We start from the raw sequence: 12,239 nt of genomic DNA, 5'->3' as shown, positions 1-12,239 counted from the left end.
ATCCACCCCCGCCCCCTAGCGCCGCAGGCGGCGCCCGACCGGCCTCCGCATGACCGGCAGCGGCCGCATCGTGACGCTCGACATTTTGCGGGGGGTGGCGGTGATGGGCATCCTCGCGATCAACATCGCCGCTTTCGCCCTGCCGCTCGACGCCTATCTCAACCCGCGGGCGCTCGGTCTCGAGAGCGACGCCGATCTCCTTTCCTGGGCCGCCAGCTTCGTCCTGATCGAAGGCAAGATGCGCGGCCTCTTCTCATTGCTGTTCGGCGCAAGCATGCTGCTGGTCATCGAGCGGGCCGAGGCGGCGGGCGAGCCCTCCGACAAAGTGCATTTCCGCCGCATGGGCTGGCTGCTGCTGTTCGGGCTCCTCCATTATTATTTCATCTGGCACGGCGACATCCTCACCCTCTACGCGGCGGTCGGCATCGTCGCCTGGTTCCTGCATGGCTCTTCGCCGCGCGCGCTGGTGCGGGTCGCCATTGCGCTGATCCTGCTGCAATTCCTGTTGTTCGCCCTGCTCGCGCTGCCCGCGACCGGCCTGCTCGCCGGTCCGCAAACGCCTCCCATGCCCGGCCAAGCGTCGGCCGGATCGGCGATCGCGTCGAGGGTTGCGGAGGCGGTCGCGCTCTACCGCGGAAGCTATGGCGGCATCGTCCACCACCAATTCACCGATGGCCTCTACGGGCCGATCGACTCGATCCTGCTGAACGGCGCCGAGACGCTCGGCTACATGCTGCTGGGAATGGCGGCGCTGAAGACCGGCTTCATCACCGGGAGCTGGAGCCTCCGCCGCTACCGGCAGATCGCGGCGGCCGGCTTCGCGATGGGCATCCCGCTCGGCTCGCTCCTCGCGCTTGGCCTCATCCGCGAGCAATTCAGCAACCCGGCGATCATCTCGCTCAACCTTGCCGCGACGACCTTGCTGCGGCCGATCATGATCTTCGCGACGATCGCCCTGATCATCCTCGCCACGCGCCGCGGCGGCGCGCTGACGGATCGCATTGCCGCCGCCGGGAGAGCCGCCTTCACCAATTATCTCGGCACCAGCATCCTGATGACCGCCCTCTTCTACGGCTATGGCCTTGGCTTGTTCGGCAAGCTCAGCCGTGCGGAGCTGTGGCTGGTCGTGGTGCCGGCCTGGATGCTGATGCTGTTGTGGAGCAAGCCATGGCTCGAGCGTTACCGCTACGGGCCGTTCGAATGGCTGTGGCGCAGCCTCGCGCGCGGGCGGCCCCAGCCGATGCGCAAGAACGGCGTAACGGGCTAGATTCGCCCAAAATTCTGGTTGCTGACGCCGGCCTTGCCGAACGCGGGGCGCCGCTCGACCAGCGGGTTGCTTTCCCTGTCGAACAATTCGAGCGTCTCGCGGTAGAGCGGACGAAGCCTTGCCACCGCCGGGATCAGCTCATCGGGAAAGGTGCGCTGCTCGATCGCGCGGCGCGCAGCAAATTCGATCTCCTCGGCGAGCTGGCCGAGCGGCTCGGCGCCGAACTGGCGGGCTTCGGATTTGAGCGTGTGCGCCGGAATGACGAGCCCGGTGGTGTCGCGGCGCTGCATCGCTTCCTCGATCTTCGCGACCGACTTTTCGCCATCTTCCCGGAAATAGCCGAGAATCCGGACGAAGCCGGGCCCGAGCTCGGCGCGCGCACGCGAAAAAACAGTCCAGTCCACGATAGCGTTGATTTCCGACAAATCACCGCTCCTTCTTGAGATTATTGGTCCACCACGTCCGCCGTCGACCCTAGGGGGGTTAAGTAAACAGGCAGTTGACGCCGTCAGCCGATCACTACGATGAACGCATCCGTTTCGGCTTGATCGGGCGCGAATTTCCAGCCGCGCTCGACACAGAGCTGGGCGATCTCCCGCCCGGCTGCAGGATCGTCGGCGAGGATGCGGATCGCACCCGCAGAGGCCATTTCGCGCGCCGCACGGCAGAGGCGAAGCACCGGCCACGGGCAGAGCAGCCCCCGTGCATCGACCAGGCTTTCGCCGCCGTTCATCGCGTTACCGATCAAACGGATTGCCGGGCGCCCGCAGATGCAGGCGCACCGGTACCGCGCCGAAGCCAAGCGTCTTGCGCATGTCGTTGGTGAGATAGCGTTTGTAGCTGTCGGGCAGCTGGTCGACTCGCGTTCCGAAGATGACGAAGCTCGGCGGCCGCGTCCCGACCTGGGTAATGTAACGCAGCTTGATCCTCTTGCCGTGGGGCGCCGGCGGCGGGTTGCGCTCGATCGCGTCGGCGAACCAGCGGTTGAGCTCGCCCGTGCTGACCCGCTTCTGCCAGATGTCGCGCAGCTCGAAGGCGGCGTCGAGCAATTGGTCGAGCCCCTTGCCGGTCTTGCCGGAGACTGCGAGCAGCATCACGCCGGGCGCCTGCGAAAGCCCGTCCGCGAGTGCCGCGCGCACGCCCTGGAAGAGCGACGACTGGTCCTGCGCGACGTCCCATTTGTTGATCGCGATCAGCAATGCGCGCCCTTCCTGCAGCACCTGGTCGGCGATGCGCAGATCCTGCGCCTCGAGCCCCAGCGTGGCGTCGAGCAGCAAGACGACGACCTCGGCGAAATCGACCGCGCGGCGTGCGTCGGCGACCGACAATTTCTCGAGCTTGTCCTGGACGCGGGCCTTCTTGCGCATCCCGGCGGTGTCGATCAGCCGCACCGGCCTTCCCCGCCATTGCCATTCGATCTCGATCGAATCGCGCGTGATGCCGGCCTCGGGGCCGGTGATCAGCCGTTCCTGCTCGAGCAGCCGGTTGATCAAGGTGGACTTGCCGGCGTTCGGCCGGCCGACGATCGCGAACCTGAGCGGATGCTCCTCCGTCTCCGGCTCGGCCTCGGGCTCCTGCTCGACATGGGGAAGGAGTTGCTCGAACAGGTCGACGACGCCCTCGCCATGCTCGGCGCTGATCGCGATCGGCTCGCCGAAACCCAGCGAATAGGCCTCCATCGTCCCGGCCTCGCCGGCCTTTCCCTCGGCCTTGTTCGCAGCGACGATCACCGGCGTGCTGCCGGTTCTCAGCCAGCGTGCGATCTCTTCGTCGAGCGGCGTGAGGCCGGCGCGCGCATCGATCAGGAACAAGGCGACGTTGGCCTCCGCGACGGCGGCGGTGGTCTGGGCGCGCATCCGGCCCGGAAGCGTGTCGGGATCCTCATCCTCGTAGCCGGCGGTGTCGATCACCCGAAAATCGAGGCCGAGCAGATGGGCATCGCCTTCGCGGCGATCGCGCGTCACGCCGGGACGGTCGTCGACCAGCGCCAGCCGCTTGCCGACGAGCCGGTTGAACAGGGTCGACTTGCCGACGTTGGGCCGGCCGACGATCGCGACGGTGGGAAGCTTCGCCATGGCGGCGCCCTGCCCCGTTGCCGCCCGGCGGTCAACCGGCGTGCTTTCCCCGCGCGTAACGGGGCACTCCTCGATCCGGCTCGCGCGGTCAGTAGGAGCCGAGCGCGCCGATGCAGTCGGCCCGGGACGATATGAATAGCGCCGCCGAAGTTAGCGCCAGGCCGACAGCTTCCCGTCGTCGCTGAGGATATAGAGCGTGTTGTCGGCGACGATCGGCGGCAGGGAGATGTCCTGCTTGGTCGCCGCCACCGACTGGACCTGGCCGTTCGCCGGCGAGACATTGACCAGCTCGCCGATCGAATTGACGAGGATCAGCCGATCGCCGGCAAGCAAAGGTCCACGCCAGTAGATCTGGCCTTTCTTGTCCTCTTCGTCGCGGAAGCGGCGCAACTGGCTGATCCAGCGCACCTTGCCGCTCGACCGGGCGATGGCGAGAAGCTGCGCCTGATCGGTTACCACGAAGATCCATTCGCCGGCCACCCACGGGTTCGACATGCCCGCCGCGTTGATTTCCCAGATGCGCTGGCCGGTGTTGAGCTCGAGCGCGACCATGCGGCCGCCCTGGCCGATCGCATAGACTCTCCCGGCGTCGATCACCGGATTGGCGTCGATGTCGGAAAGCGTTCCGACCACCGTCGAGATGCTCGTCCGTGCGAGCACGTCCTGCCACAGGCCGCGGCCGTTCTCATAGCGATAGGCGTTCAGCTCGCCCGATGAGAAGCCCGCAACCACCGTGCCCTGCGCGGCCGCCGGCGCAGCCGTTCCGAACACGCCCGCCAGCTCCACCGATCCCGATTCCTGCCACCGCGTCTTGCCATCGGCCGGGTCGAGCGCGAACAGCTGATTATCCTGGCTCACCACATAGACATTGTCGTTGGCGATGGTCGGCGCGCCGCGCAGCGGCCCGCCCGGCCGCACCCGCCAGATCTGCGCGCCGGTGGCGGCATCGAATGCCGCCGTGTCGCCAAGCCCGTTGGTCGCGTAGACGCGGCCGTTGTCGTAGCTGACGCCGCCGCCGAACAACAAGGCGCTGCTGCCGGTATATTCGCCGCTCCACAGGCTCATGCCGCCGCGGGTCTCCTTGGCATCGCCGACTTGCGCCCGCCATATCTGCCGACCATTGGCGGGGTCGAACGCGCGCAGGTCCGCCATCGCGTCGATGACGTAGATCTTGCCGCCGCCAACCACGGGCGCGGACGCGAGCCGGATACGGCTGTTGCCGCCCTGCCCGATGTCGATGCTCCACGCACGGCTCAGCGCAGTGCCGAGCGAGACATGGGTCATCGAATTGGCGGCATTGCCGCCCGGCTGCGGCCATTCGGCGTTGGCCACGGCCGGCGGAACGATCACCGCGACGTCGGCGAGCGCCGGATCGGCCTCGATGCTGGCTTCGGCGCTCAGCACGGCGATCCTTTCGCCCACGGTCGGGGTCTTCGGCTTGCCCTTGCCGTCGAACAGCCCGCAGCCGCCAAGCAGGGCAAGCGCGGCCACGGAGACAATCAATCGCTTCATTCGCTTACTTCCTTCATTGCCCCTTCGCCGCAGGCGTGGCCGCGCGGTCCTCGACCGCATCGACGCCAAGCGAGCTGGCCATCTCCCGTGCGCGCGAACGGATCGAACCCGGCACGTTTTCATCCTTTGCGATTGCCGCGAAGATCGGAGCGGCAAGCTCCGGCTTGCCGGCCTTCAAATGCGCTATCGCGATCATCTCGCCGGCGCTTCCGAACCAGGGATTGCCGGCGACCGCCAACGGCTTGAGCCGCTCGATCACCGCGGCCGGGGCAAGCGTGTCATATTCGAGCGCGGTCTGGCGGATCGTCGCGAGGTCGCGATAGGGCTGGGCGAAATCCTCGTCCTGCGCGACCGCCTTGTAGGTCGTGATCGCGGCTGCATCATTGCCGGTCTGGACGGCGACCGCCGCCTTGGTCAGCAGCGCCGCCGCGCGATAGCCGAGCCCGCCGTTTTTGGCGACTTCATCGAGCCTGGATTCGATCCCCTTGGTGCGGCCGCCGGCGATATCCTCGAAAATGCCGTTCAATGTCTCGGATTGCACGCCCGCGCGCTTTTCCTTTTCCTGCTGCCACCACAGGTAGCCGCCCACGGCGCCGAGGAACAACAGCACGAGGATGGCGGCGGCCACGCCATAGCGGCGCATCGCACGGCTGACCTGCTCGCGGCGAAGCTCTTCGTCGACCTCGCGGTAGAATGCTTCATTGTCCTTCGGCGTAACAGCCAAGACTTTCCTCCATCAGCGGGCCGGCAACCACGCCATTCCGGACAGCTTCACGCCTAGACAGGATGGAAGATGAACGGAAGATTGGCGGGCGGCGGATCGCTCCCGTTCCTCCTCTATCGAGGCTGTGCGTCAAACGGAAGGGACTTCGCCCGAGGGTCAGGACTCATTAGATGCACGTTCGTGATGGGGTCGAAGCGGGATGAGCCGCGAGGAAAGGTTCCGAAAGCGTAGCAGAGCTACGGTGAGGGGCCTTGACGACGCGGATCGCCCGCTTCGACCCCACCCCTTCGGGGCAAGGGGATATTTGGCCCCCGGCGGCGTTGCTCGATTGCCGGATAGCGCTGCTATCCGGCGCACTCGCGCCTGGCCAGGAACCAAATCTCCCCTTGTCACGAGCGTGCATCTAATGGGTCCTGACCCAAGGCCGCGTAGACCTGCTCGGCGCCGGGAAAGGCACGATCGCGAACCTCGGCCGCGTAGTCCGCGGCGGCGGCGCTGATCCGCGCGGCGAGATCGTCGAAGCGCTTCACGAAACGGGGCGTGCGCTCGAACAGCCCGAGCATGTCCTCGGTCACCAGCACCTGCCCGTCGCATTGCGCCGACGCGCCGATGCCGATCACCGGGCATTGCGCCGCGCGCGTCACGGCGATCGCAATCTCCTCGACCACGCCCTCGACGACGATCGCGAAGCTGCCCGCATCGGCAACCGCCTTGGCGTCCGCGACGATCTTCGCGGCTTCGGCCTTGTCGCGGCCGCGCGCGCCATATCCGCCGAGGACGTTGACCGCCTGCGGCGTGAGGCCGACATGGCCGATCACCGGAATCCCGCGCCGGGTGAGAAAGGCGATCGTCTCCGCCATCGCCTCGCCGCCTTCGAGCTTGACCGCGGCGGCGCCGGTTTCCTTTAGGATCCGCGCCGCGCTTTCGAACGCCTGCGCCGGGTTCGCCTCGTAGCTGCCGAACGGCATGTCGATCGCGACCACCGCATGCCAAGAGCCGCGTACGACCGCCGCGCCGTGCGCACACATCATCTCGAGGCTGACCGGGATCGTCGTGGGAAGGCCGTAGATCACCTGACCGAGGCTGTCGCCGACCAGCAGAAGGTCGCAGTGCGGATCGAGCAATTGCGCCATCCGCGCTGTGTAGGCCGTCAGCATGACGATCGGATCGCCGCCCTTGCGCCCACGGATCGCCGGCACGGTGAGGCGGCGCATCGGCGCCGGCGTCGGGTTGGCGCGGCTGGTCGACGTGTCGAGCGTGTAAGTGGACATCGCTGGGCTTTTAGCGACTCCCTCGGCGCTTTGCCAGAAAGCTCAGAGCAGCGCGCCGCGATAGCGGTCCGCATCGAACCCGACGAGCAGCCCGCCGGCGCCCTCGACCACCGGGCGGCGGATCATCGAGGGCTGCGCCACCATCAGCGCGATCGCCTTGACCTGGTCGAGATCCTGCTTCTGCGCATCGGGCAGCTTGCGGAAGGTCGTCCCGCTGCGGTTGAGCAGCCGCTCCCAGCCGACTTCCTCCGCCCAGCCGCGCAGCCTTTCGGCCTCGATCCCAGCGCTCTTATAATCGTGGAAGGCGTAGCCGACGCCATTGGCGTCGAGCCACGCGCGCGCCTTCTTGACCGTGTCGCAATTCTTGATGCCGTAGAGGGTGAGAGAAGGTGCGGCGTTCATAGGGTCCTCGGCTGCGTCGTCGCCGTTGCGATAATGTGCGGCTTCGCGATGGTCACGCGCTTCGCTCGGCGATCGCGGCCAGCTGGCTCAGGCAAGTGCCCCAGCCGTCGAAAAAGCCGGCCTCGTCGTGCATCGCGCGGTCGGCTGTGTTCTTGTGCATCACATGGGCGTCGACATTGGTCCCGTCGGGATGATCGGCAAAAGTGATGATCGCGGTGATGAAGGGCTGCTCCGCCGGCCGCCATCCGCCGGTGAGGCAGGTCGTGAAGACGATCCGCTCCGCCGGATCCACGGCGAGGAAGCAGCCGCTCATATGCGGCCTGAAAACGCCGTCCTCCTCGCTGATCCGGGTTTCGAACGCGCCGCCGGGCACGAGGTCCATCGCGTCGACCCGGCATTGCGCCGGGGCCGGGACCCACCACTGCTCGAAACGGGTGCGGTCCGCCCAGGCGCCCCAGACGGTGGACCGGGGCGCTGCGATCACCCGCGAGATCGTCAGGTCGAGTAGCGGATCGACGGAGCGGCTCATTGACGATTTCCTTTCGCTTCTTCGGTCGTGACGAATTGCTCGAGCCGCCCGATGCGGCCTTCCCAGAGCGCGCGTTGCTCCGAGAGCCAAGCTTCGGCGGCAGCGAAGCGCTTTTTCTCGATCGCGCAGGTGCGCACCCGGCCCTGCTTGCGCGTACGGATCAAGCCGCTCTGCTCGAGCGTGCGGATGTGCTTCATGAACGAAGGCAGCGCCATGTCGAACGGCTTGGCCAGGTCGCTGATGCTCGCAGGCCCTTGCCCGAGCCGCCCGAGCACAGCCCGGCGGGTGGGATCAGCGAGCGCCTGGAAGACGCCGTCCAGCGGTTCCGAATGCTTTTCCATATGGCTAAGTATCATGGCCCCGGCGCTTAGCGCAATGGCTAAGTAATGGAGCCGGTTTCGGTGACGGGGGCTCCTTCTAATGAAGAAGTTCGAACTGCGGCCGCCGCTGGAGGCCCATGTGTCATTGATAGCGAGCAACTATCAGGGGAGCTTCCGATGATGTCCGTTAGCCGACCGACGGCTCTCCGTTCGCCTAGGTTAGTAAGCGGACATTCAATCAGCTGCCCAACAGAGAAGAGCCTATGTCGTGGCCCACTGTGTCACGGCCCCATCCGCACCTGGCGCATTGCTTCGATCAGCCGCATCGGCTCCTCGCCGCGCGCGCGCCGACTCCGCGCTTCCGGCCCGGCGTCGACGACAATCAATCGCTCCGCCTCCGCTTCTTCAAACGCGCGCCAGTTGCCTGGGGAGAGCTGCTTGTTGCGGGACGCCGAGATTTCGATAGCCCAAGGGCGACGGCTTCGCGGCCAATCCAAGATCAGATCGATCTCATCCTGCCCGATGCGGTAGCCTCGCGCGCGGACGGCTATACCCGCCGCGCCGGCGAGCGCCGCGATCACGAACGCCTCCCATCGCTTCTCCTCCCAAACTTTGACGCGCGACACGTTCTCGCGACGTCGCTGAAGATCTGCTACCAAGGCGCTGTCTCGCCAATAGCGGAGCGGCGGCGGCGCGTCCGTGGCGTCGGGCCGGGTCCAGAGCGGTAGCGGGAACAGCAGCCCGCGCTGCTCGGCGACAGCAACGGCGCGTTCCAGGGTGGCGTTGTCCAGTCGGAGCGCGCGCTGCAGCTTGCCGAACCCCTGGCCGTTCAGTTCTGCGAGCAGTGGCCAAAACTGCGTGGGTTCGATAATCGAAGCCCGCTGGTCGAGGGGCAGCAGCGGCAGCCCTTCACGGAGCCAGCGCTCACGCCATTGCCGAGCTCGAAGTGCGGAACCCGCGTGCAGGCTTCCCGTGTATCCGCCGCGCGTAAAGTGCTGCGCAAGCGTGAACGGCCGCACGAACGGCATGGGCGCGTGCTCCACGCTGCCGATTATCGGCGCAGAGGACATCGCCACGCCGTAGAGAGCGCCGTGTGATGGCAGCCAGTCTTGCTCCGGGTCGAGAATCATCCCGGTCGTGACAGATCGAGAACGACGACCTGCACTCGCCCGGTCTTCGCTGCCGGGTGGGCGTCGAGGGCGGCTTGCAGCTCGGCGGCTGTGGTCGGCTTGGGCCCCCCGTCGGGTCGGGTGGGGACGTTGAACCGCAGTCCGAACCAAAAGACAAGAAAGACGCCCTGCTTTTCCGCCTGCCAATGGCCGGTGTAGAGGCGTTCCAGCTGGTGCTCGATGGCGATCCACAGGTCGGGGTGCTGCTGGCGCTTGGCCTCTACCGGCAGCCACAGCGCATCGTGATAGAAGACGACGTCGGCGCGCTTGCCCTCCGGCATGTCGGCCTCGTCCATCGGATAAATCGATAGGGGCGCAAGATGACCGCGGAGCAGTGTGACGACTAGGTCTCGGCAGTCATTCTCGCCGAGCGGCTGGTTTCCACTCCAGAACCAGCGGACCTCGTCCTCGGAGCTGCCGCGCAGTCGCCGACCGAGTTCCTGCAGCTCATCCACCACGATCGCACGAAGGTCCGCGATGCCGGCGGGCGGCCCCCCTTCGAGCACCGCCTTGATTTGCTCAAGCGTGGGGGGGCTATAGCTCTCGTCCGCCTGCTTCTGCCGCTGCTCGGCCGCAACGACGCGAAGTGCGGTAGTATAGCCGTCGGTGGGCGCGTCGCGCAGCTCGGCAAGCGCCCGTACGGCCTCGGGCGAAACGTCATTGCCCAACCGCTTGATTAACGACCAGAGATAGTCCGATGCGTCCCAGGGATTGGTATCACCAATCATCATTGACCTAGGCCGATCCGCGTTCGGCCAAATCGTCCGGAACGTCGCGATTACCCAAGCCACCTGGTCGACCGATAGGAAGGCGGGTGGCCCCTCGCCATCATCATGATAGCGTCGGCCGCCGATGCGGGCGCGCAAGTGCCAGAGCAGCTCGGGTTCAATCGGGTCCCGGAGCCGCGCCCGCGCCGTGTCGAAGTTGACGATCAGCGCGACCGCTTCCCAGTTGCGCCGCCGCTCGTCGTCCAGCACCTTCGCCTCGCGGTCGGCGAGCAGCACCCGAAGCGCGTGCCGACGGTTGGAGCGAATCAGCCGATCGACCATCTCGACCTCTGCCTCGGCCGACATGTCGGGAAAGCGGGTCAGCCAACCCTCGGCTAAGTCGGCGGCCAGACCGGCGTCATCCGCGCGCATGATCGCCCAAAGCCGGTCCACGTGCTGCACGCGCCGGCGCAGCTGCGGCTCAACAAAGAGCCGCGCCGCCCGTCTCCACTGCCCACGCCGCTTGAGCTCGGCCTCGAGCAGCGGCCCGAGTTCTCTTAGCCCGGCATGGTCGTCGATTGCCCCGTGCCAACATTCGAACAGCCCCGCCACCAAGCGCTCGCTGCTCAGCCCATCAAACGGCCGCTCCTGGGTTCGAACCCGCTCGGCGAGCGCGGCGACGATGACATCGGCCGCATGCCAACGCTTCGACTCGGCGAAGCTGCGCGCTATTTCAGCCGCGCGCGGGCGCGGCGGGCGGGCGCGGAGGAACGCTTCGAAACCCACCCGCGCCGCCGCCGCGACCTCCTCGCCCACCCACTCGGCCATCCGCTCATGCGCGGGCACGCCGTCGCCGATGTCGCTGAACCGTTTGAGGTACGCCTGGGCAAGGGGCAGGATCAGGCCATACTCCCCGGCCCTTACGCCTTCCATCTTGGCCAGGAACTCGCGGCGATGTTCTGCATGCTTGGCCGTTCGCTCGGCGTCGCGTTTACGCGTCCGCTCCTCCTCCTTGCGCTCCCACTCGGGCACAGGTCGCTCGGCGTTGGCTTCGATCCACGCGAGGTCTTCGGGCTCGCCGGCCGCGAAGCGCGCGGCCGCCTCGCGCAGCGGTCGTCCCTCTTCGCCCCAGGTGCGGCCCAGATCCAGAACTTCGCGCCAGCGCGGATCGGCTAAACTCATTGAATTCAGCAAAGCGACAACGTCGTCCTGCGTGGGATAGAGGTTGAGGGCGTCGCGATGGAGCGGCCAAGCTCGTTCGCGAACGTCCTTTCCGCTTACCTCGTCGATTAGAATGTGACGTTGAATGGCTTGGCGCACGGATGCGTTGGCCTTTAGCCAATCTGCTAGCTCCTTGCCCTGTTCTCGCCGGTAGGAGTTCTGCTCGCCGAACGGCTCAAGCCACCGCCAGAGCCGCAGCGGATCGACCGGATCACCATTTGCAAGCCGTTTCAGTACCAAGGCATATTGAAGGTCGATCAGCTCGTTCTCTTCGTACCCCGCGTGCTCGGGCAGCAGCTCTTCGGCATAGGCCGCGAAAAGATCGAGCAACCCGTCCAGCCGCGCGACGGGCACGTGCTTGGCGAAGCGGTAGAAGCCCATCACCGTGTTGCGCTCTGGCTCCGCTCCGATCGGACAAAGCGAGACGCCGTCGCGAGCTAGAATAATCGCGACGATCTGCTCGTCGCTAAGGGTCTCGAGACCAATGTCGTCGAGCAGTTCGTGCGCGAGCCGCAGGGAATCCTCGCGCGCCTGGCACCGCAGCTGCTCGAGCAGGGCGGGCCAGTCCTCGCCGCCGAGGCATACCAAAGCCATCGCGGATGGCTGGCGGATGCCATACGGCTGCGCCTCATCCAGCATAATCTGCCGCAGCAGGTGACGCAGCCCTTCGGCTGTAGCGGCGCCTTTTAGTTGCTGCAGGAGAAGAGTGCGCAGCCCAAATTCCGCGTTTGGATCGCGGACAACACGCTCCACCTCCGACATCAGCGGCGGGGTCACTAGCGATGCCGCGCGGTATTCGCGCCAGTCCAAGAAGCGGGGATTCTCGGAAGCGAGACGCTCCAGTGCGCCGAACAGCCGCCGCGCCTGATCGGCCGTCAATGCGTCCGCATCGCCATATTCGACGATCCCCATCGGGTCGGCCTCGATTACCGCGTCGGCTAAGTGGGGATCACGCGCCAGCCAGGCGTGGAGACCGCGGAGCGAGGCCGGCACGAGGCCGTGCGAGGAGAATTGTTCGAGCAGCCGCCGCCGCTTTGCCCGC

At 66.6% G+C, this 12,239-nt stretch carries 12 protein-coding genes; 1 reads left to right on the top strand and 11 read right to left on the bottom strand.

The window, feature by feature from the left end; translation table 11 throughout:
• Positions 1-49 precede the first annotated feature (49 nt).
• A complete protein-coding gene (locus V6M48_RS06120) occupies positions 50-1,267 on the top strand; it encodes a DUF418 domain-containing protein (RefSeq protein WP_332811643.1) in 1,218 nt (405 codons plus the stop codon).
• Here the strand turns inward: V6M48_RS06120 and V6M48_RS06115 are convergent.
• The 11 genes from V6M48_RS06115 to V6M48_RS06065 form a co-directional block, all read right to left on the bottom strand.
• Positions 1,264-1,674: an Hpt domain-containing protein gene (locus V6M48_RS06115; RefSeq protein WP_332811685.1), complete on the bottom strand. Its 411-nt coding sequence runs from the start codon at positions 1,672-1,674 to the stop codon at positions 1,264-1,266. The genes V6M48_RS06120 and V6M48_RS06115 overlap by 4 nt on opposite strands.
• A 101-nt stretch (positions 1,675-1,775) precedes the next feature.
• A complete protein-coding gene (locus tag V6M48_RS06110; protein ID WP_332811642.1) occupies positions 1,776-2,000 on the bottom strand; it encodes a sulfurtransferase TusA family protein in 225 nt (74 codons plus the stop codon).
• Positions 2,001-2,004: 4 nt separating this feature from the next.
• Positions 2,005-3,342 carry a ribosome biogenesis GTPase Der gene (gene der / locus V6M48_RS06105; protein ID WP_332811641.1) on the bottom strand — a complete coding sequence of 446 codons (1,338 nt, stop codon included), beginning with the start codon at positions 3,340-3,342 and terminating at the stop codon, positions 2,005-2,007.
• Between the two features lie 150 nt (positions 3,343-3,492).
• Entirely contained in the window at positions 3,493-4,854 is a 1,362-nt protein-coding gene (locus V6M48_RS06100; protein WP_332811640.1) for an outer membrane protein assembly factor BamB family protein, read from the bottom strand.
• A gap of 13 nt (positions 4,855-4,867) precedes the next feature.
• A complete protein-coding gene (locus V6M48_RS06095) occupies positions 4,868-5,578 on the bottom strand; it encodes a tetratricopeptide repeat protein (protein WP_332811639.1) in 711 nt (236 codons plus the stop codon).
• A 389-nt stretch (positions 5,579-5,967) separates the two neighbouring features.
• Complete coding sequence (gene panB / locus V6M48_RS06090) at positions 5,968-6,849, bottom strand: 3-methyl-2-oxobutanoate hydroxymethyltransferase (RefSeq protein WP_332811638.1); 882 nt, start codon at positions 6,847-6,849, stop codon at positions 5,968-5,970.
• Between the two features lie 42 nt (positions 6,850-6,891).
• Positions 6,892-7,251, bottom strand: a complete 360-nt coding sequence (locus V6M48_RS06085; RefSeq protein WP_332811637.1) for an ArsC family reductase — start codon at positions 7,249-7,251, stop codon at positions 6,892-6,894.
• Between the two features lie 52 nt (positions 7,252-7,303).
• Positions 7,304-7,780: an SRPBCC family protein gene (locus tag V6M48_RS06080; RefSeq protein WP_332811636.1), complete on the bottom strand. Its 477-nt coding sequence runs from the start codon at positions 7,778-7,780 to the stop codon at positions 7,304-7,306.
• The gene (locus V6M48_RS06075; protein ID WP_332811635.1) at positions 7,777-8,136 is read right to left on the bottom strand and encodes an ArsR/SmtB family transcription factor; all 360 of its coding nucleotides are present in this window, start codon (positions 8,134-8,136) and stop codon (positions 7,777-7,779) included. Before V6M48_RS06075 ends, V6M48_RS06080 begins: the two co-directional genes overlap by 4 nt.
• 245 nt (positions 8,137-8,381) lie before the next feature.
• Positions 8,382-9,230 (bottom strand): hypothetical protein, encoded by an 849-nt coding sequence (locus V6M48_RS06070; protein WP_332811634.1) that lies wholly within the window; start codon positions 9,228-9,230, stop codon positions 8,382-8,384.
• Positions 9,227-12,239 (bottom strand): hypothetical protein (locus tag V6M48_RS06065; protein ID WP_332811633.1); only part of this gene is annotated, 3,013 nt, incomplete at its 5' end. The genes V6M48_RS06065 and V6M48_RS06070, both read right to left, overlap by 4 nt.

The organism is Sphingomonas sp. (assembly GCF_036677245.1).
Classification (GTDB): domain Bacteria; phylum Pseudomonadota; class Alphaproteobacteria; order Sphingomonadales; family Sphingomonadaceae; genus Allosphingosinicella.
This window is presented reverse-complemented; position numbering and strand designations above follow the sequence as displayed.

Excerpts from the sequence above, each read along its gene's own strand:
- V6M48_RS06120 (WP_332811643.1), top strand. The coding sequence starts at position 50 with ATGACCGGCAGCGGCCGCATCGTGACGCTCGACATTTTGCGGGGGGTG.
- V6M48_RS06110 (WP_332811642.1), bottom strand. The coding sequence starts at position 2,000 with ATGAACGGCGGCGAAAGCCTGGTCGATGCACGGGGGCTGCTCTGCCCG.
- der (WP_332811641.1), bottom strand. The coding sequence starts at position 3,342 with ATGGCGAAGCTTCCCACCGTCGCGATCGTCGGCCGGCCCAACGTCGGC.
- V6M48_RS06100 (WP_332811640.1), bottom strand. The coding sequence starts at position 4,854 with ATGAAGCGATTGATTGTCTCCGTGGCCGCGCTTGCCCTGCTTGGCGGC.
- panB (WP_332811638.1), bottom strand. The coding sequence starts at position 6,849 with ATGTCCACTTACACGCTCGACACGTCGACCAGCCGCGCCAACCCGACG.
- V6M48_RS06085 (WP_332811637.1), bottom strand. The coding sequence starts at position 7,251 with ATGAACGCCGCACCTTCTCTCACCCTCTACGGCATCAAGAATTGCGAC.
- V6M48_RS06080 (WP_332811636.1), bottom strand. The coding sequence starts at position 7,780 with ATGAGCCGCTCCGTCGATCCGCTACTCGACCTGACGATCTCGCGGGTG.
- V6M48_RS06075 (WP_332811635.1), bottom strand. The coding sequence starts at position 8,136 with ATGATACTTAGCCATATGGAAAAGCATTCGGAACCGCTGGACGGCGTC.
- V6M48_RS06070 (WP_332811634.1), bottom strand. The coding sequence starts at position 9,230 with ATGATTCTCGACCCGGAGCAAGACTGGCTGCCATCACACGGCGCTCTC.